The organism is Ureibacillus sp. MALMAid1270 (assembly GCF_049202975.1).
In the GTDB taxonomy this organism is placed as follows: domain Bacteria; phylum Bacillota; class Bacilli; order Bacillales_A; family Planococcaceae; genus Ureibacillus.
In genome coordinates, this window is record NZ_JBMIRP010000092.1 from 1 (window position 1) to 19,457 (window position 19,457).

At 34.4% G+C, this 19,457-nt stretch carries 24 protein-coding genes and 1 pseudogene; 10 read left to right on the forward strand and 15 right to left on the reverse strand.

Annotation, left to right across the window (positions count from 1 at the left end; genetic code table 11):
* Window positions 1-382 precede the first annotated feature (382 nt).
* Window positions 383-1,903, forward strand: a complete 1,521-nt coding sequence (locus ACOQFO_RS12125; RefSeq protein WP_421689928.1) for an aldehyde dehydrogenase family protein — start codon at window positions 383-385, stop codon at window positions 1,901-1,903.
* 40 nt (window positions 1,904-1,943) lie between these two features.
* A complete protein-coding gene (locus ACOQFO_RS12130) occupies window positions 1,944-2,222 on the forward strand; it encodes a DUF779 domain-containing protein (RefSeq protein ID WP_421690014.1) in 279 nt (92 codons plus the stop codon).
* Between the two features lie 58 nt (window positions 2,223-2,280).
* On the opposite strand, the gene ACOQFO_RS12135 is transcribed toward ACOQFO_RS12130, so the two are convergent.
* Window positions 2,281-2,817 carry a GNAT family N-acetyltransferase gene (locus ACOQFO_RS12135; RefSeq protein ID WP_421689929.1) on the reverse strand — a complete coding sequence of 179 codons (537 nt, stop codon included), beginning with the start codon at window positions 2,815-2,817 and terminating at the stop codon, window positions 2,281-2,283.
* A 124-nt stretch (window positions 2,818-2,941) separates the two neighbouring features.
* On the opposite strand from ACOQFO_RS12135, the gene ACOQFO_RS12140 reads away from it, so the two are divergent.
* The 3 genes from ACOQFO_RS12140 to ACOQFO_RS12150 all read left to right on the forward strand — a co-directional run bounded on the left by ACOQFO_RS12140 (window position 2,942) and on the right by ACOQFO_RS12150 (window position 5,805).
* Complete coding sequence (locus tag ACOQFO_RS12140) at window positions 2,942-4,150, forward strand: MFS transporter (protein ID WP_421689930.1); 1,209 nt, start codon at window positions 2,942-2,944, stop codon at window positions 4,148-4,150.
* 61 nt (window positions 4,151-4,211) lie between these two features.
* Entirely contained in the window at window positions 4,212-4,949 is a 738-nt protein-coding gene (locus tag ACOQFO_RS12145) for an HAD-IIB family hydrolase (protein ID WP_421689931.1), read from the forward strand.
* Between the two features lie 127 nt (window positions 4,950-5,076).
* On the forward strand, window positions 5,077-5,805 hold the full coding sequence (locus ACOQFO_RS12150; protein ID WP_421689932.1) for a DUF2087 domain-containing protein: 729 nt from the start codon (window positions 5,077-5,079) through the stop codon (window positions 5,803-5,805).
* A gap of 48 nt (window positions 5,806-5,853) precedes the next feature.
* On the opposite strand, the gene ACOQFO_RS12155 is transcribed toward ACOQFO_RS12150, so the two are convergent.
* The 5 genes and pseudogenes from ACOQFO_RS12155 to ACOQFO_RS12175 form a co-directional block, all read right to left on the reverse strand.
* Entirely contained in the window at window positions 5,854-6,702 is an 849-nt protein-coding gene (locus ACOQFO_RS12155) for a GNAT family N-acetyltransferase (RefSeq protein ID WP_421689933.1), read from the reverse strand.
* Between the two features lie 78 nt (window positions 6,703-6,780).
* Entirely contained in the window at window positions 6,781-7,194 is a 414-nt protein-coding gene (locus ACOQFO_RS12160) for a hypothetical protein (RefSeq protein WP_421689934.1), read from the reverse strand.
* Between the two features lie 254 nt (window positions 7,195-7,448).
* Window positions 7,449-8,401, reverse strand: a pseudogene (locus tag ACOQFO_RS12165) (ATP-grasp domain-containing protein).
* A gap of 187 nt (window positions 8,402-8,588) precedes the next feature.
* Window positions 8,589-8,873 (reverse strand): DUF2564 family protein, encoded by a 285-nt coding sequence (locus tag ACOQFO_RS12170; protein WP_421689935.1) that lies wholly within the window; start codon window positions 8,871-8,873, stop codon window positions 8,589-8,591.
* A gap of 298 nt (window positions 8,874-9,171) precedes the next feature.
* Window positions 9,172-9,720 (reverse strand): hypothetical protein, encoded by a 549-nt coding sequence (locus tag ACOQFO_RS12175; protein ID WP_421689936.1) that lies wholly within the window; start codon window positions 9,718-9,720, stop codon window positions 9,172-9,174.
* 798 nt (window positions 9,721-10,518) lie between these two features.
* Here ACOQFO_RS12175 and ACOQFO_RS12180 point away from each other — a divergent pair.
* Entirely contained in the window at window positions 10,519-10,602 is an 84-nt protein-coding gene (locus tag ACOQFO_RS12180; RefSeq protein ID WP_408056607.1) for a putative holin-like toxin, read from the forward strand.
* On the opposite strand, the gene ACOQFO_RS12185 is transcribed toward ACOQFO_RS12180, so the two are convergent.
* The 3 genes from ACOQFO_RS12185 to ACOQFO_RS12195 form a co-directional block, all read right to left on the reverse strand.
* Window positions 10,586-10,708, reverse strand: a complete 123-nt coding sequence (locus tag ACOQFO_RS12185; RefSeq protein WP_421690020.1) for a hypothetical protein — start codon at window positions 10,706-10,708, stop codon at window positions 10,586-10,588. The genes ACOQFO_RS12180 and ACOQFO_RS12185 overlap by 17 nt on opposite strands.
* Before the next feature lie 130 nt (window positions 10,709-10,838).
* The gene (locus ACOQFO_RS12190) at window positions 10,839-11,306 is read right to left on the reverse strand and encodes a hypothetical protein (protein ID WP_421689937.1); all 468 of its coding nucleotides are present in this window, start codon (window positions 11,304-11,306) and stop codon (window positions 10,839-10,841) included.
* The gene (locus ACOQFO_RS12195) at window positions 11,296-12,156 is read right to left on the reverse strand and encodes a ParA family protein (RefSeq protein WP_421689938.1); all 861 of its coding nucleotides are present in this window, start codon (window positions 12,154-12,156) and stop codon (window positions 11,296-11,298) included. The genes ACOQFO_RS12190 and ACOQFO_RS12195 overlap by 11 nt, the downstream gene beginning before the upstream one ends.
* A 249-nt stretch (window positions 12,157-12,405) precedes the next feature.
* Between ACOQFO_RS12195 and ACOQFO_RS12200 the strand changes: the two genes are divergently transcribed.
* Window positions 12,406-12,624, forward strand: coding sequence for a hypothetical protein (locus ACOQFO_RS12200; RefSeq protein WP_421689939.1), 219 nt, complete (start codon window positions 12,406-12,408; stop codon window positions 12,622-12,624).
* A 57-nt stretch (window positions 12,625-12,681) separates the two neighbouring features.
* Here the strand turns inward: ACOQFO_RS12200 and ACOQFO_RS12205 are convergent, their stop codons facing one another.
* Both ACOQFO_RS12205 and ACOQFO_RS12210 read right to left on the reverse strand, forming a co-directional pair.
* Complete coding sequence (locus ACOQFO_RS12205) at window positions 12,682-13,920, reverse strand: YcaO-like family protein (protein WP_421689940.1); 1,239 nt, start codon at window positions 13,918-13,920, stop codon at window positions 12,682-12,684.
* Between the two features lie 37 nt (window positions 13,921-13,957).
* Window positions 13,958-14,470, reverse strand: a complete 513-nt coding sequence (locus tag ACOQFO_RS12210) for a hypothetical protein (RefSeq protein WP_421689941.1) — start codon at window positions 14,468-14,470, stop codon at window positions 13,958-13,960.
* A gap of 332 nt (window positions 14,471-14,802) precedes the next feature.
* Between ACOQFO_RS12210 and ACOQFO_RS12215 the strand changes: the two genes are divergently transcribed.
* The 3 genes from ACOQFO_RS12215 to ACOQFO_RS12225 all read left to right on the forward strand — a co-directional run bounded on the left by ACOQFO_RS12215 (window position 14,803) and on the right by ACOQFO_RS12225 (window position 16,227).
* Window positions 14,803-15,054 (forward strand): helix-turn-helix domain-containing protein, encoded by a 252-nt coding sequence (locus ACOQFO_RS12215; protein WP_421689942.1) that lies wholly within the window; start codon window positions 14,803-14,805, stop codon window positions 15,052-15,054.
* A gap of 413 nt (window positions 15,055-15,467) precedes the next feature.
* Window positions 15,468-16,073: a tetratricopeptide repeat protein gene (locus tag ACOQFO_RS12220; protein WP_421690015.1), complete on the forward strand. Its 606-nt coding sequence runs from the start codon at window positions 15,468-15,470 to the stop codon at window positions 16,071-16,073.
* Window positions 16,066-16,227, forward strand: coding sequence for a hypothetical protein (locus ACOQFO_RS12225; protein WP_421689943.1), 162 nt, complete (start codon window positions 16,066-16,068; stop codon window positions 16,225-16,227). The genes ACOQFO_RS12220 and ACOQFO_RS12225 overlap by 8 nt, the downstream gene beginning before the upstream one ends.
* Window positions 16,228-16,408: 181 nt before the next feature.
* Here ACOQFO_RS12225 and ACOQFO_RS12230 read toward each other — a convergent pair whose 3' ends face one another.
* The 4 genes from ACOQFO_RS12230 to ACOQFO_RS12245 form a co-directional block, all read right to left on the reverse strand.
* Window positions 16,409-16,957: an NADPH-dependent FMN reductase gene (locus tag ACOQFO_RS12230; RefSeq protein WP_421689944.1), complete on the reverse strand. Its 549-nt coding sequence runs from the start codon at window positions 16,955-16,957 to the stop codon at window positions 16,409-16,411.
* Between the two features lie 126 nt (window positions 16,958-17,083).
* Window positions 17,084-17,650 carry an NUDIX hydrolase gene (locus ACOQFO_RS12235; protein WP_421689945.1) on the reverse strand — a complete coding sequence of 189 codons (567 nt, stop codon included), beginning with the start codon at window positions 17,648-17,650 and terminating at the stop codon, window positions 17,084-17,086.
* 243 nt (window positions 17,651-17,893) lie between these two features.
* Complete coding sequence (locus tag ACOQFO_RS12240; RefSeq protein WP_421690016.1) at window positions 17,894-18,337, reverse strand: NUDIX hydrolase; 444 nt, start codon at window positions 18,335-18,337, stop codon at window positions 17,894-17,896.
* Between the two features lie 798 nt (window positions 18,338-19,135).
* Window positions 19,136-19,363, reverse strand: a complete 228-nt coding sequence (locus tag ACOQFO_RS12245; protein ID WP_421689946.1) for a hypothetical protein — start codon at window positions 19,361-19,363, stop codon at window positions 19,136-19,138.
* Between the last annotated feature and the right edge of the window lie 94 nt (window positions 19,364-19,457).

A 19,457-nucleotide genomic window follows, 5' to 3' on the forward strand; every position in this document is an offset into this window, starting at 1 on the left:
CAGTTCGGGAATTTGCCTCCGGCTTCCTTCAGATTCCACCTCACGGTGGACACCCTTGCCATTAGCTAACAGTTCCTACTGCCAAGCCTGTAGTGGACTTTCACCACCAAGTTATAGCCCATGCCGGGCGCACAATAAAAGCTACCCTTTTATGTTATGCACAAAAGGGTAGCTTTTTTCATCGTACCGCCTTCACTCGTATTGAAATTACATCTTAAAAACTTTTGTTTGAAAAATAACAAACACACAGACTGAAATGAAAAATTTTTTTCATATGTAAACGATTGTATTTTATTAAAAACTACACATTATAAATGCATAAGTATTTGCAACTAAAATGAGGCAAATACTTATAATCTAATTTATAATGGAGTGAAATAGTATGATATATGCAAATCCAAATACAGATGGTGCTTTAGTACATTTTAAAGAACAATATGAAAATTTTATTGGCGGCGAATGGGTTCCTCCAGTAAAAGGGCAATATTTAGATGTTATTACTCCTATCACAGGAAAAGTTTTTACTCGTGTACCCCGTTCTTCATCTGAAGATGTGGAGTTAGCTCTTGATGCTGCACATAAAGCTATGGATTCCTGGGGGAAGGCACCTGTTGCTGAACGGGCAAATGTTTTAATTAAGATTGCTCAACGCATCGAAGAAAACCTAGAAAAAATCGCCGTTGCAGATACTTGGGACAATGGTAAAGCAATTCGAGAGACACTCAATGCAGATATTCCTTTAGTAGTTGATCACTTCCGCTACTTTGCAGGAGCAATCCGCGCACAAGAAGGACGGATTAGTGATATTAACGAAGAATTAGTAGCGTATCACTTCTATGAGCCAATTGGTGTTGTTGGACAAATTATTCCTTGGAACTTCCCGCTTTTAATGGCCGCTTGGAAAATCGCACCTGCTCTTGCAGCAGGTAACTGTATCGTCATGAAACCGGCCGAACAAACACCAGCATCAATTAGCGTATTACTTGAAATCATTCAAGACGTATTACCAAAAGGTGTTCTAAACATCGTTCAAGGTACAGGTCTTGAAGTCGGTAAACCACTTGCAACAAATCCACGCATTGCAAAGGTTGCATTTACTGGATCAACTGAAGTTGGTCGTTCCATCATGCAATATGCAACGGAAAACATTATTCCTGTTACATTAGAGCTTGGTGGTAAATCACCTAACATCTTTTTCGAGGATGTAATGGATGCAGATGATCAATATTTGGATAAAGCAACTGAAGGTTTTGCCATGTTTTCTTTAAACTCTGGTGAAATTTGTACAGCTCCTACCCGCGCATTAATTCATGAATCGATTTACGATAAATTTATGGAAAGAACGTTGGAGCGCGTTAAAAATGTCAAAATAGGTAACCCACTAGACACAGAATCAATGATGGGTGCTCAAGCTTCGAAACAGCAATTAGATAAAATCTTATCTTACATCGAAATTGGTAAAGAAGAAGGAGCACAACTTCTAATTGGAGGTCACCAAAACAAATTAGAAGGGGAATTAGAAGGCGGCTACTATGTGGCACCAACAGTGTTTAAGGGGCATAACAAAATGAGAATCTTCCAAGAAGAAATCTTTGGACCAGTATTATCTGTCGCAACATTTAAAGACTTCGACGAAGCAATCCAAATTGCTAACGATACAGTATACGGTTTAGGTGCAGGGGTTTGGTCTCGTAGTGGAGAAATTGCATATAAAGCTGGTCGTGCTATAAAAGCAGGTCGTGTTTGGACAAACACTTATCATCAATACCCTGCTCACGCAGCATTCGGTGGTTACAAACAATCAGGTATCGGTCGCGAAAACCACCTTATGATGCTTGACCACTATCAACAAGTAAAATGTCTGTTAGTCGGATATAACGAAGGAGCAATGGGCTTCTACTAATACGGAAAAAGTAATTGCAACCGAAGCAGCAACAAAACTGATCGGGCAGTTACAGGCACAACATGGTGATTTGATCTTCATTCACTCTGTAGGCTGTTGTGATGGAACGTCACCCATTTGCATGACTAAGGGTGACTTCTATCTAGGCAGTCGAGATGAACAAATCGGAGAAGTTGTCTATATGCACAACTCAAACTTCTCTTACTGGCAACACTTACAGATTATCATTGATGTGTCAGACGGTTTGGGGAATTCCTTCTCTCTCGAAAGTACGGAGAATAAATCCTTTATTATTTGCGTAAAAGCACTTCAAGACTAATAAAACACCCTTCCAATATGAGTTGGAGGGTGTCATTTTATTTTTAACCAGGTCGGCATTAGACAATATAAGCCATTTCTAATCTTACTTCCTTACTTTTCACATCATCGTTTGTGTAGGACATTGTATTAAACCCAATGACCTCAAAACCATTCTTTAGATAGAATTGGATGGCTGGATAATTCGATGTCTGCGTTTCCAATGTAACTAGCCTAGCACCTAATTCAATCGCTCGCCTCTTAGCGGTTTCTATTAATTTCGTTCCAATTCCATTGTTCTTATACTCAGGATTTACATACAAGTCATGGATTAATAACGTATTATTCCATTCCATTTCTTGAATTACCACAATTGCAGCTTCTTGCCCTTCAATTTCTGCAATATAAACTTCTGAACCCTCTTTATAGGGCTCAAAGATTTCTTCTTCCATCTCTTTTACAAAAGGTGTCTCAAATGCTTCTTCCACTAAAGAAAAGTACCATCCATTCTCGACTTTTTCAGAACGGACTTTGTAATACTTTTCGGAAGTGTATTGAAAAATTACCTTCTTCCCTACCGGATATTCTTCTACATATATTTGTCGAATTGATACCATGAGTTTCACTCTCCCTATTCTTATAAGCACTTTGCAGTTTCATAATTTTCAGTTTATTATAAATTTAACACTATTCATAGTTAGATAGATAAATACACAAGTCAGATTCGTTAGGAGAAACCCGATGAATTATCCTAAAAATTATATTCTACTATTATTTGGATTTGGTGTTTCAAATCTTGGCAACTGGATTTACCTTATTGCACTAAACTTAGCTGTATGGCATTTAACTCATTCACCAGCGGCCGTTGCTGGGATTTATGTCGTTGGACCGATTGCTCGGATTTTATGTAGCTTTTTTGCAGGGTCTATTATTGATCGTTCAAATAAGAAACAAATATTAATATGGACTGATATTTTTCGAGGGATCATCGTATGTATCATGCCCTTTATTTCAACAATTTGGTTGATCTATACACTCATATTTCTTGCCAATATGGCTAGTTCATTTTTCGGACCAAGCAGTACTTTTATGATTACAAAAATTGTAGAGGAACAGGACCGTAAACGATTTAATGCCATCAACAGTATTCTAAGCTCTGGTTCCTTTATGATTGGCCCTGCTTTAGGTGGAGCAATCATTGCTTTGAGTAATACGTCTATAGCGATGTGGATTAATGGTTTATCTTTTTTCATCTGTGCAATTGCCTTATCATTTCTTCCTAATATTGAAGCAAACCAAAGCAACGCTAGACAAGTTATCACATTTGGAATGATAAGGACAGATTTTCTATATGTACTTCGATTTATTCGAGAAAATCGTTTATTACAGACATTTTTCATTGTCTATTCTCTCGCTTTAATGATTGCACATGCACTAGACTCTCAAGAAATGACCTTTTTAAAAGACCACCTTCTTGTTTCAGATACAATCTACGGAGTCGTTGTAAGTGTTGCAGGGGTTGGTGCAATATTAGGGGGAGCAGCAGCTGCAATCTATGTAAAAAAGATTTCCCTCGTCTCTTATATTGGCGCTGGATTTTCATTAACTTTATTAAGTTACTTAATTTTTTACATGTCACAAAACCTGTTGATAGCAATCATTTCATTCATTGCACTTGGATTCTTCATGGCATTTAGTAACACTGGTTATGCAACACTCTATCAAAAGTCTATACCGACAGAAATTATGGGGCGTTTCGGCAGCATTCTTAACCTGTTACAAGGTATTCTACAAATTGTATTTACGTTAGCACTTGGCTTAATAGCAGAATGGTATTCTGTACAAGCCGTGACAAGTATATTCGCATTTATAGGATTATTGCTGACAATCTATCTTTATATCCATCTAGTTAAACATAGACTTTACTTTCAATCAGGAGAAGAAAAGTAACACTTTCTCCCTTACTATATTTCCAAATTCTATTTATACTTATTAAAGGGAGGCGATTCAATTGAACTTTGTATTCGATATCGATGGAACACTTTGTTTTGATGGCAAGACAATTGACGGATCCATCATTGAAGCTTTAAATGAACTTTCAGATGAAGGACATGAAATTATCTTTGCATCCGCTAGGCCCATACGAGATTTAGTACCTGTAATTCCACCAAATTTCAAACAGGGAAAATTAGTTGGTGGAAATGGCTGCTTTGTTTCAGACAATGGAGAAATCACATCCAGCTTTTTTGATTCACAACTAGTAGAAAAATTGTACAAAATAATACATACATACGAGCTTACTTATTTGGCAGACGGAGAATGGGATTATTCATTTACTGGTCATAAGGACCACCCCATTTATAAAAATATCGATCAGAGTTCAGCTCAAAATCGAGAATTCACAAGTCTTTCGAAAATTTGTAAATTAGTTTTATTCAATCCAACGGAAGCTGTCATAGAGAAAGTAAGTAAATTACCCGTTACGGTGACGCCATATAAAAATGAAAATGCAATTGATCTAAGTCCTTTAGGGATAAATAAAGTCCATGGACTCGAAACCTTACATATTACAGATTTCATCGCCTTTGGGAACGACAGTAACGATCAATGTATGTTTGAAAAATCAGTATATAGTGTATGTGTCGGGAACAACGATGTGCGAACATATGCATCCCGATCAATCACAAAAGACCAAGTTGCCGAAACTATAAGAGAAGTGAAAAACAATTTAGTAGAAACAATTAAATAAAATCATTACAACCTCCAAAACTCACTTTCGGAGGTTTTTCCCTTTCAGAAAACAGATTCGACTGAATTCCCCATTTATAAACAAAGTATACATTCGTTTACAAATAAATGTTTATGGAGGTGCTGCTTTGAATATTCAAAACATAGCGATAGAAGAGCTGGTAAGAGGCTATCAATTACAAGATTCCCAATACCATTGTTTATTTTGTAGCGAAAGCTTTCATACCGACGAAATTTACCCCTATGAAGAAAAGCTTCTAATAGCAGAAGGAAAAATGAAGAAACATATTTTAACTGCCCACGAATCACCCTTTCATGCCATCCTTCAATTAGACAAAAAAACGACTGGGCTCACAGAAGTTCAAGTTGAAATGCTACAACATTTCTATGAACAAACACCTGATCAGGAAATTGTAAACAAAAGTAGCGTAAAAAGTATCTCTACTGTAAGGCAGCATCGCTTCAAGTTACGGGAAAAAGAGCGACAAGCAAAAATGTTCTTAGCACTAATGCAATTAGTTAATGACCCTGAAAATTACATGATTCATAAAGGAGCAAAACAAGTGGATGAACGCTATGGTATTGACCAGAAAGAAAGAGAAAAGGTACTAAAAACTTATTTTAAGAATGGACTAGATGGTGGAATTGACTTAATTCCAAGTAAAGAGAAGAAAAAGTTAATCATTCTTCAACATATTTTAAAGCGATTTGAAATAGGAAAAACATACAATGAAAAAGAAGTAAATGAAATTTTAAAAACAGTCAACGTAGATTTTGTATCATTACGACGTCACCTAGTAGAGTATGGCTTTATTGACCGGAGTAACGATGGCGCTTCTTATTGGATGAAAGAATAAAAAAATGCAGGAGATTCACCGATCATAAATCTCCTGCTCATATCTTTTCTATCCGTTCATTATCTTCTTCATTTGATACTGCTCAGTATATACCTGTAACCCCTGCTCTATAAAGTAATTAGATACCGGATTTGAAGCAGAGAAATTAATTGTCGTAATATTCACAGGTTCAGTAGTAATACTTGCAATAAATTTAGGAATGTACTCCACTTTCTCTTGATCTAGCAATTCTAATTGATGAAAAACGATTCGATCTAATTTCTTTTCATCATTCCAAACTCTTCGATAGATTGCATATCCAATAGGCTCATCAGCTTGATTATAAAACACCTTAGCTTCACCTTGTTTTGCACTTTTCCAACTGCATTGCCATGGCACATCTTCTTTATAAAACGAAAATCCAGCAAGCTGTTCTGGTCGGACTAAATCCTCTTTTATCCCAAGAGAATCGCTGACTGGCTTATATTCCCCAGTGATAAACAATAAATGATCGGTAATTACATATCCATATTTTTCATACAGTTTTATTGCTCGTTCATTTTCTTTAATTACTTCAAGAGTCGCAATATCAACGTTCTCTTGCTTATAAACTTCTAACGTTTCTTCCATAATTGCTCTCGAAACGCCTTTTCCACGATAGTCCGTTGCAACACCTGTCCCGCCATTCCAAGCAATTTTTTTGCCATCCACCTGTCTAAATCCATTCAAAACGATGCCTACAGGTTTGTTTTCGTCAAAAGCAACAATGGATTGACTCGGAGACAACCCTTCTCCAACTAATCTAGTTAAAAATGCTTCTGCATTTAATTTGATTTGTACGAAATATCCTTCAAATCCATCATTCCAAGCTTGCAATACATCCTCTAACGTACACTGTGATAATCTTTTGATCTCCATGTTTTTTCCCCAATTCTAAAAAAGTGTAGTGATTCAACTATAGAGAATTCTTTACTGAAGTGAAAAATTCCTTCTACCTTACGTATACTTTAAAAGGACGTCCACGATTTGTTGAATAGTGGCCTTTGTAGATTCATCAAATTCCTCAAATTTAAACGAGATGGATTGTGATTTCGGGTTGGTTTGGGGGCCAAGAGTGGTATCTTTGCGAAACGAAGTGATCGATTCAAGCTCTTTTAATAACTCTGATGATAAAGCTTGCCGTTCAAATCTCCAGTTAACAAGATTAGGCTCTCTTTGAGGCGTATTACTTCCTTCGTATTGGATAATCCCGACTCGTATGGACCGATCTTCAAGTTGTTCGTGATTGATAAATAATTCTATTACTTGTTTGCGATTTGCATAATATGGATATAATCCGGCTTCCTTCGACTTATCCCGGATATAATGAAAAAGTGGCGTAATTTTAAATTCATTCATTATATCGTACATTTACATTTCCCCTTTATGTTGTATGTTGTTTGAAAATAAGTAGTTAATCTTTTATATATGTTGAAATATTTGTTTAGATTCCGATAAATCCAAGAAAATTTCATTATTTCTTATAAATTGGGGGCATTTGATGTAGTTGGGGCAAATTCTATGTGGAATGGAGCACTTTCTAAAAACAAGTAAAAAAGAAAGCCTGTAAAAACAAGCTTTCTCTTATCGGTCATATTGGTTAAATGTATTACGAACAAATACTTTTAATTTCCCTTAACAGGTTCGTTTAATTTTTCTAATTCTTTACCTAATAATTTTGCTAACTCAAGCATTCCAAATTTTTGTTCTAACTCTTCCGCATCAGAATTGTAGTTTGTATTCGTATTCACATCGTAAGTGTATACTGTTCCATCTCCATCGACGATAAATTCAATCCCCGCAACATCAATACCGTTACCTTTTAAGAATTGTTTATATTTCTCAATAAGCTCTGTACGTGGATTTTCAACGATTCTGAATTTCATTTGATCTTTTGGTTCTTCACCAACCGGGCAATATAGGTCCCCTATTTGACAAGCATCCGCTGGACATAATTCAAATCCTTCAGACGTATCAACTCGCACAGAGTAAACATATTCCCCACCAACACACGAGTAATCGATGAATCTGGAGATTGAACATACTCCTGAACAAGTGTGATTCCATCGACTGATTCTTCAAAAGTTGGTTTATCTAGATGTTCTTGAAGTGCTTCTAATGAAAAGAATAGTTGTACCCCTAGACCTTTACCAGCACGATTATGCTTTGTGATGAAAGGAACTTTATTCAACGCTTTTGCTGCTTCTAAAATTTGTTCTTTCCCAACTGCTGCAACAGTTTTTGGTACACGGATACCATACTTCTCTAACTGTGTGTATTGTTTTACCTTACTTATTTCAAGCAGCAATGCATTACTTCCATTTAACACTTTTCTACCGTAAAATTCTAACCAATCAATAACAGCGGTAGCAAGTTCTGGGGCAAAACGGTGATTTCGTGTATGAGAAGAAGCACTCATTCGATTATAGAATACGCCTTCTGGTGGCGCTTCGTTCAAATTCACAATTCCTTGATCTAAATGCCATGATTCATACGGTATGTTTAATTCATCTAATCGTTTCGTTAAGTGCACTGTCCAGTCATCGTTTTCATGTATAATATAGACTTTTTTTGTCATTTCAAAAACCTCCATTATTATATCCTATAATATGTATTAGTTTAGTGGGTAATTCAGAATACAATAACATTATACATGAAATTTGTCATCCAACTCACAATAAAAAACTCCCGCAAAATCATTATTTGTGGGAGTAAAAAATTGTTCGGAGGAAATACTTTTGTAAATGGCTTTTTTTATCGGTAATTTAATGCTCCTCTAAAATTTCTTCAACCTCATCTAATTGTTGCTTCACCATATCTAAATGTTCTTTATTTGACTCGACCATATCTAAATGTTCATTGTGTTGCCGTGCATTTTCATATGCATTTTCGGCATGTTCAATCGAGTTAAACGCATGTTCTACGGCAATTTCCTGCGGATGTGACATCGCTTGTTTTACCGCACGATCTGCTCTTTGAACAGCGTTACCAAACAAAGTACTTGGATGATCCTGTTTCCAACTTCCACTTGAATGTTTCGGTTTTGTCAAATTGCCTCATCCCTTCATTCAGATTTATTGACTTGCTAAGGATAGTATTGAATGAAAAAGGTTGAAATATGTACATCCGAAAAAGCCAATACTTAGTTGAATGAACAATTGATTCTTCATACATAAGATGTATTTTTGCGAATCATACTATTAGTAATAAAAAAAGATATTTCATCGAACATAAACAAATTAATGCGTCCATTAGGAACTTGAATCTAACCTGGAGTTCCTTATGACGAGGTGCGTTGTTTAGTGGAGTTGATCACTTTTTAGAAGAGCTCACTATCAAGGAACACCCCTACTCATTCTCACTCATCCAACCAATAAAATTATTCAATAAAAACTCTTTTCCTACATCATTGTAAACAACCTTTTCATATTCTCTTCCGTTAAAAGTTCTCTTTTCATTTTCAATTCCGTAGCCTTCAGAATTTTCATTTGTAATGGTATTCACTTTACCTTCTTCATCGACCATTTCACTTAATATGCCGAGCTCTTTTAACTTTTTATTAATCATGTGACCTGTTATCTTTTTACTAACCTGTGGATCTATCACTCGGTTAACTGCTTTAGCAAATTCGTTTATCCCGATTTTTCCTGAAGGCAGTACTACATTTGCTAGTTGTTCTTCTGTAATAATGAATTTGGTTGGTTTTCTTGGAAGTAATGTTTTTTGTTCTATTTGCTTTGTAATGTAATCATTGAGGTAGAAGAGTGTACGTACGATTTTTGGGTGATTTAAGAAACTTTCTTCAAATATTGGGGAATCATCTATTGGGTTTACACCATTTGATAATTTGCTTAATATGACTTTCGATTCTAACAGTTTTTGAGCGTCAACTACCATATTTCTCACCAGTCTCCCTATCCCAGTTTAATAATCGGCTATAGTTATAACCGCAATGACGACAGATGATTAACAAATGATCAGATAAATAATTGTCATCTATAACCGCAACCGAATGGCATGAAGGACATTTAATATAATCAATAATTGATACCAATTCACAACCTCCTAGTTTTGTTTGTATATTCTTTTGTTTGTAATCACATTTTTGGTAATATCGGATTGTTTCGGGGGGGAAATATGTGAAAGATGAATGAAGGTACTTTTATTTTAGTTCGTTTCTACTTTTTGTCAAACTCACCTCAATGACATAAATCTCCCCAAAATCACAATTAAAACCCATCATTTCTTCAAAATGAACTTTTCAATGGATGATATACGCCATTTTCTATTGAAAATATTTTTTTCACATACATTTCACTAGATAAAGTGGAGATTTCGCGATAAATATTTAATTGCGCATAAGCCAACCACAAAGAAGTTTCAAAAATATTTAATATTCATATCATAAAAATATAAGTTTACTAATAGAATAAAAATAATAAATATGACTTGTTCTAATATCTTTTTGCGTTTTATGTTTTCGGAATAAATAATGGCCGAACCCGTAATCATTGGATTCAACCTACATCTATACTATTTCCCAATGTCTTGTCGCCTATATATTAGATAACCTTTTCAATCCTTTAGTCCTATTGTAAAATTATTCAAAAATAGGAACCTTTGTGCTAATATTAAGTTATAATAGTTTCGGGCTCAAGGGTGGTTGGCTCACTTCTGGTAGAGAGGAGTGATGCCATGACAGTCTCAGAAGCACTAATGTTGGCAATTTCATTTTCAACATTAGTCATTGCGATCCTGTCTTTTAACGTAAAAAAATAACCCATCCTTGAGTTGGTAGCTCAGATGGGTTAGGTAATTCCTTCTTTTCTGGAGCCAATCCCTTATTGGGACCGACTATTGCAAGGACTGTTTGATGTTGCAGCATCAAGCAGTCTTTTTTATTATTTATATTGTTAACCTAATTATACTAATTTTCGACAGAATTAACAAGAATGTATCCCCAATGCACATTTTATGCGAGATTTTCCGCTCTTATTACAACAAATTTCATTTTTTTAATTAATTCTTCTAAATGCTTTCCCCTTTTGTATTCTGTTACTTGCAACATCCACAATATGAGAAATGACTTTCTCCTTCTTTCTTAAACGCATAACTCTTTTCCCAGGGTCCATACCGAATTCTGAAACAATATCTTTTAGTTGATCGACTTCTAATTGATTTAAGCTCTCCAGAAGTACACTTTCCCCTTGTTCTTCTAATAACGTTTCTGGGTTAAATAGCGCTGCATTTCGTTTCCGTGAGCGCTTCTTAGGAATAGTGCTTGAAGTTGCGGTATTCTCATAGTTTGCTGCATCTTCTGTAGATAATCCTCTATCTTCTGTTCTGCTCGAATCTCCACTAATTTGATCTGATGGTTCATCTGCATTGAAAATCCCCCTAATCTTCTTTGCAAATTCTTTATTCGAATCCATTTCGTGTAGAATTACTTCAAGTAACTGTGTCAACTGGATTTTAGTTTTCATAACGTTCATACCTCTCAATAATTTCAATCGCAAGGGTAAAGAAAGCATCGAATTGACCACCATATCCCCATTTTTGTCGGAACGTCCCATATTCCATCGTGAAATCTGCAGCACTAGCCATTTGATTGTTATCTTTAAAAATTGCACGAAATAGCGGTGCATCGATTTCTTTTCTTAATTTTGTCAGATTGGTTTTATGAATAGTTGAATTTTCTCGATATTTTGTTACGACAATTCCTAAAGAATCTATTTGATTCCCAATCTCCCATGCAAAATCATTTACGCGATTAATAATTTGCGGGATGCCGTATGTAGAAAGTACATCGGGAATCGTTGGAATAATATAGCCATTTGCAATGCGAAGACCGTTCAAGGTAATGACTCCTAAATTGGGTGGACAGTCAATAATAATATATTCATATTCATTCATAATGGGTTGGATAGCTTTCCTTAAAATATCGTATGGATTATTTGAATAAAATTTTCCCCTTGGTACTCTTGTTAAATCATCTTGAATATTGATTAAATCGAGGCTAGAAGGGATTAAATCAAGATTTTGACAGGAGAGAATATTGGATACGTTTTTTTGGAGAGTTCTATTTAGATCGAAACGTACCTCTTCTGGATGTATTGCACTTTCAAACAACCGCGCTAACGTGTAGCCATTGTCATTTAAATCCTTCCACCGATGTTCACCTATTAACATCGTTGTGGCGTTCGTTTGAGGATCAAGGTCAATGAAAAGCACCTTCTTCTTAAACTCTGATGTTAACATTTCTGCTAGTCCAACACTTGTAGTTGTCTTTGCCACGCCACCCTTTAAATTAATAATCGGTATTACGATTGCCAATGGCTTAAGGTCCCCTTTCAATTCTTTTCTTCTAACAATATATGGCGAGTTTAAGTGACTATGTATTATTTCTCTTTAGTAATTTCATCCAAAACTTATCTTTTTACCGGAAGGAAAAGGGCCATTCTTGAAGAATATTTTATCTAGCACATATTTAATGCAATTCGATTTAGTAAGTTGGTTCATAAGAGGCACTAAGAAATTTTTCTGTATTACGTGTAGCAAGCGACAGATAAAGGGAGGCATTGGATGAAATATTTTGCAATAGCTTTTATTGTTGGGGTGTTTTTATTTATTTACATTGTATTTCCGATTATGGATGCTTTAGAAGTTCCAGGTTTAAAGGAATTACTAGCCTTGGCTATTTCTAATAATCGTCTACTCTTTATTATGATACTTGCTCTAATTATCGTCATCGTACTACTTTATCTTTTAAATAGTGTTAAGAAAAATAAATATGTCCAATAAATTCAAAAAGGTCGAATCCAAAATGGATCCGACCTCTTTTTCACTTATTACCTAAAATCACGGATACGGATGGGGTTTGGGATTTAATTCTGCCCCATTAGCTAATTTCTGTAGTCTTGATGATTCTAATAATGCCACTTTTTCATAAGGCAAAATCAATAAACTTGGTGTTACGACTCTTAAACTCTTAAGATTTAACTCTTTAATATCATCCGAAGTTAAATCTTTATAAAAAATGTCTGTTTGATTTGCAACAGAATGAATCATTTCAGTAAAAGTATATTCCTGTTCGATTGACGATAGTTCCTGCAGATCGCCTTGTGGATTAAGCACTTCTGTTAATGCCTCGTCATCATGCCCTTGGAAATAGTAATAAACAGAATCTTCGTTTGCTGTTTGATCTCCAGTTTCTGATTGATAGTCGCCTTTTTCTTGTAATGTAACATATCCACTAATCGCTTCTTCTATCGATTTTTTTATTGCTTTATTTAACTTTCGATTTGTAGAAGCAGCCATATAAAAACCTTTTGAATCTTTAGCTTTTAGAACTGTTAATATAGTAAAGCTCTTTATATCCGGTTGAGAGATATCATAAATTTGGATTGAGTAGTTGAGACTTTCAACTGTTTCGATTAATTTATTAATTCTAGTTGTTTTTACACTATTTAAAGAGATCTCAAAGTTTACCTTTTTCAACAACCAGAACAACATGAATGCATCTTTTTCTATACATTCGTTTAAAGCATTCTCAAAGGCAACATCAAAACATGGTCCAGAAGCCAATCCAGTTGAGACAACATCTCGGAACGTTTTATGGTATTCTGGTATTAGTAAATAGACCGTTTCAAACGGTAAATATACTTTTTCCTCCGTCATGTAGTTATTTGCTAATACCCAATTACGTTCTTTTTTTTCATCGAATTCTTCAAATCTATGTTGAGCGGCATATTGTTCCTTCGTATAACGGTTGAAGTGAACAGGTGAAATGCTTCGGTATTTTAATTCACTCATCGTTTGGTTTACTATATCTGCCGGATTCATGATCCCTGCACAGTATCGTTCAATCGCTTCTCCTACTGCATATTGTCTTGCTACATGATAATCCATTGAAAACCCAATCCCTGGGAAGATTCTTTTCCCACATTGTTGTTTAATAATGGCCATATAACGATGAAATTGATTGTTCATTGTATATAAAGGAACACTCTCCAACGTATGGATTAGCCCTTCTTGAAAGTTGTTTTTATCTTCTAATTGTTCCATAATTAGCACCCTTTCTGTTTTGTTACGGTTCACTGGAATCTTCCTAAACTGCATCACAAAACTTACACGGCTATTCTTTTAAAAAAAGTGGTCCCATATATAACTTTTCATCAGCTATACTAAATTGAATCCATGGGATGTTCATTTCTCTAGTAAACTCAGAAACTTCACTATAAAAAATCATTTCATGACGATAATCAAATGCAACCATCATATCTAAATCTTCATCTATATCTATTAGAGATAATTCATCTTCTTGAATAACGAGAATATCTTGTGAAAAATTTGCTGATTGAATGAAATGGCTTATTTCTTCCATAAAATTTTTAGTAACAATCACAACGCGATTCATTTCTTTTGAATGGAACTTACTGAGTAGACCTTGACTAAATAGTTTATATAAGGTGTTGTTTACTAATGAAATTGACTTTTCTGATAGTCTAGCAATATTCACTATTGCGTTTGTACTTTGATCTCTTCCTATTGTAGTCATCCATGGTGTCCTTTCAGATATAAAATCCTTTGATGTTGGAATTGCTAGATAGTCATTTTCAATTTTTCGCTCTTGATGTTTTTCTAACATACTCATTCCCTCCATTTCATTTTTTCTTTTTATATAGGTAGAAAGCTAAAGATTTTCATTTTAGGTGACAAACAATTCTCCTATGCTTATATTTAATTATAGATTGTTTCTGAATTTTTCAAATCGAACAAATTTTATAGACTACCCCCACTTAATTTGATAGTTTTGAGCAAAGTTTAGGAAAGTAAATTACTTTTCCTTATTTTTTATGAAAGTTTGACTCGGAAACATAGGTTAAAGTGGTAAAAAAAATCTCATTTGTGAAAATGCTGAATTCGATTTATCTTCTACCAACTTTATGTAATAATGAGATTAATTCGGAGGGATTAACTATGAAAATAGGAGATGTCATTAGATTCAAACGAATTGAACAAGGAATTAGCCAAGAAGATTTAGCAGCTGGCATATGTACAAATTCCTATTTAAGTCGTATTGAAAATAATCACGTAACACCCGATGAAGAGATCTACCGTTTGCTTCTAGGGAAATTAGGAGCGGACTATGATCAAGTGATCTACGATTCAGTCGAAATCGAAAACGATTTAGATGACTGGTATGCTCACTTAACAAAAAAACTCCTTTAAAAAAGGAGCTGTCCCATTATTTAAAACTGGAGAATAAGCTTAACCAAAGCCTAGTTATTAAATATAAGATTATTTATTCTCGTTATCTATTAACCATTCGAGAGTATGACAAGTCGAAGGAAATTTTAGATGACGTATATAATATTCTCCCTAGTTTAAGTAGTTATGAAAAGTTTATCTTCATTAATACGTATGTAGTATGTTTTACTTTTTTAAACAAAAGTGAAGAAGCTATTAGAATTTTTGAAGAGTACACACAAGATCACAATATAGATTATGGTTCAAAAGAGGAAAACGGTAATTTATATTACAATATTGCGCTCTGTTACAAACGAATTCGTTCCTATAAACCATGTATTGAGTACGCAAAGAAAGCTTTATATGAATATAGTGATCAATATCACTTGAACCGTATGGTGAATACCCTTGTTTTATTAGGCATTGCCTACAACAATATTTATGAATGGGATAGGTCAATTAAATATTATAAACAAGCCTTACATATCGTTGAACAGCTTCAAGATTTTTCTGATTCTATAAAATTAATAATTTATAACGACTTAGGATATTGTAGTGAGTGCCAGAATTCACATTATGATGCGATTAAATATTATCAGTCTGCTTTAACAATTCACCCTGATAACTATAGCGTACTCTCTAATTTAGCAAGAACCTTTTATAAAATTGGTGATTTTACAGAAGCAAAAAATTATTTAAACAAAGCAAATCATGTTATGAAACCAAATGAAGTTGATGACTTATATATTATTTCAAATAATCTATTAAGCTGTTTATTATTTGTTGAATACAAAGATATGGATGAAATTTTCACGATCTTGAATACCAATTTCCCGTTAATAATCAAAAATCGGATATATGAAATTATCATTTTTTATTCAAGGGAATTTGGTGCCATTCTAGAACAACACAAGTTTTATAAAAAAAGTAATGAACTATATAAATATGCATTCGACGCATATCAAAATCTCTTAAAAGGAGGTGAAAAGAACAATGTCTAAAAAATTCAAAAAAGTAGTTCTAGCACTTGCTTTAGTTAGCGGATTTGCAGTATTCACTGCTTCTCCTTCAGAGGCTTCTATTTATGAAATGGATCCAGGTCCAGCTTTAAAACCAGCAAGTATTGGTATTGGCGGGTTCACATTAGACCGCTAATTATTATTAAACCTTCTAAATTAAATTAATGCCACATTTCGTTAAAATGCCGATTTAGTCTGAACTCTAACCAAGTTCAGACTCTTTTTTGTTCTCATTAAAAAGCAATAAACACTTGGATAATGCCTATCCCCATTTAGAATGAGTTTAGCCATACGCCAAGTGTTTTTAGTCGAGTTAGTCAGCTTTTATTTTTCTGATCAACTAGTTTTTGAAGTTTGATGATTTCTTCCCCTAATTTTTTAATTCGTCTATTAATATTTGAGTCATGGATTTCATTTTCTTCATTGAAGTGATCATTCAACACATAAACATTACTTTCAGGTACGACCGCTTTTAAAAACGTGAGTATCGGTTTTAAATGATAATCCAATACAAGAAAATGTTTGTCTGTGCCTCCTGTCGCTATCATACCTGTAACTTTTTTGTGCAGTGCATCTACAGGAAAGTGATCAAGAAGATTTTTTAATGCACCAGTTATTGAAGCCTGGTAAATTGGTGTCCCTATGACTAGGCAATCAGCAGCAAGTATTGTATCGACGACCTTAACTGTATCAGCATTATAATAGCTTAACGGTGTTCCCTTCACAAATTCCACATCATACTCTTTTAAGTCAATTATTTCCGTTTCCACATTGGAATCGAACGATTTTGCTGCTCGTAATACTTTATGGACCACTGTGTATGTTTTGTATCCGGCTAAAGCACCAACAATGCCAACAAGTTTCATTTTTCAGTCTCCAATTTTTTCATATTTGACTCTATACTATTGTAAATCATTCAATCTGTGATTTTAATTTGTAGATTTTCGTATTTAAATCACTGTTTTTGTTAGGCATTACACCTTTTGCACATTTTACTGCTCTTGAAAAATTTTTAGCTTTTCATTTAACTTTCTATAAACGACTTTCATTTCCGGTTCTGTACTAGCTTCGACAGCTTCTTCTAAATTCATCCATTTGACGTCACTATTCTCATCTGGCTTAATATGTGTTAATTCATTTTCATCCGCTTCAAGTAAATATGTAACGTTTAAGTGCACATGTGTTGCGACATGTTTACCGCGCTTTTCGTGGGCAGGGACACCTAAAATTTCAATTGAATAAATGTCAGTTGATACAGGTTCTACATTGACTACCCCGGTTTCTTCTTTTGCCTCTTTTATAGCAACCATGAGAAGATCCTCTTCTCCATCGGCATGTCCACCAACCCATGACCATGAATTATAAATATTGTGATATGCCATTAATACTTTTGTTCGGTCTTTATTGACTAACCAAGCTGACGCAGTAAAATGGGCAAATTCATTTTCTCTCGTTAATAGGTTATCAAATGTGTCCATATAACGTAGAATTATTTCCTGATCCTTCTCTTCTTGTGCATTGTATGGGTTATACTCTTGGATTTGTTGTTTTAGATTCATATGGTACTCCTTCTATTCTCTATATTTGGACTAAAATACTTGTTTCATTATTAATTATACATGAATGGAATTAATAAAAGCCTACCCACAACTCGTGGACAGGCATTCAAAACAAGCTTGCAGGTCTTCACATATATCATCACTTGTCCTAGTTTTTTGGTCAATTACCTACACCCGCACATCAAAATAGTTTCCATCACGTAATTCGTTATGTTTAACTATTCCACTGTATACACCCAACTCTTACTCAAATAAAAATTGATAAATAAATCTTCGGTGGCTACCTACCATTTGTTCTGGCAATTCATTACTCTTAAAATATCGAACATCTACTGTTTCAGGTGTTTCAAATTGAATTTCACCCTTCGTCTGATCTGTGATAAATACCGCTGTTATCGAATAAAATTCGTCTCCGTTTGGGCTTTTTACATACGTATCCTCACCCGAAAACACTGCTAGCAATCTTAAACTTTCAACTTGTATGCCTGTTTCTTCGAATACTTCACGTATAGCCACTTGTTCAAAACTTTCACCGAGATTCATCAATCCACCAGGTAGTCCCCATCTTCCCTCAGGACGTTTTTGTAATAATACTTCTCCCTGATTGTTTAGAATGATTACTACAGAACCCGGTAAGATTAAAGGCTTCGTTCCGACATACTGCCTCAAATATTTGTAATACTCCATTTCTGTCATTATTAAATACTCCTTTTTAGAAGATGTTTTTTAATCTATTAAATCCCCATTATGTATCATATTTTGTTTCAAATATTATTTGTCTGCATTTGTCACGTCTTTACTTATATTATTCTAGCAGTAAAGATATAACTTACAATGACTAGTTCCGAAATAATCTAGTTATGTTGCTGCCTAATTTCCAGTTCAAATTTTTCTTTCATCTATAAGCAAATGCCCTTCTATCCGTTAACAATAGTGAATACACTATGTTAATTAATCTAAGTCATCCATATAAAATGAGATGGAGATCGAAAAGGACGTTGATTCCTGAATAGCAATTGGAATTGCCGTTGCAATCGCACTCTTACTCTTGAATAATAGCTGGACAGGTAAGAAGCAAAATGAGTAAGCAATTATTGTAACCCTTTCATACACCTCACTTTTGTCGACCCTTCTCCTTTAGGTCGACCTTTTTGACTTATTTCTACATGACCTTATGGACTTTCTTGCAAAACAGACATGAAGAGAAATTTTTTGAACTATTTCCTTGGAAATAATCGAAATTTGTTGTGAAATGAAAAATCATTATTTCATTTCACAAAAGAAAAAAAATGCATGGACAACCTATACCCATGCATTTTAAAATTTATTAAAATCTTCATATACCTTCCCTTTAATTTATTGACCATATTTTTATTGACGTGACCTCTTTTAGTATAAAACGAAAAAAAGTCCTTTATTGCACACGAATGCAAAAAAGGAACGGAATCCCTATCGTTATTATTTAAAGCGATTGCTTTATTGATCTTAGGAAGGAATATTCACAAACCAAATTAGTTTCACTACCATAAGAAGTGCAATTCCTGCCAATGCTTGTAATTTAAGTATTCTAATTGCCTGATCCGTTAACTCCGGCTCTTTTTTATACATCCATCTCTCACCAAATAAAAAACTTTCTTTTGGATCTAAATAACTCCAGATTAATAGAAGATAGACCGGAATCATTAATACGACAAAAATAATAAATTCAGCCATTTCCTCACCTCTTACTAATTTATACGAACGAATGGATGAATAGTTTCCAAATTTTTTAGAAAATTTTTAGTATAGTCCTCCTCCACCACATCCA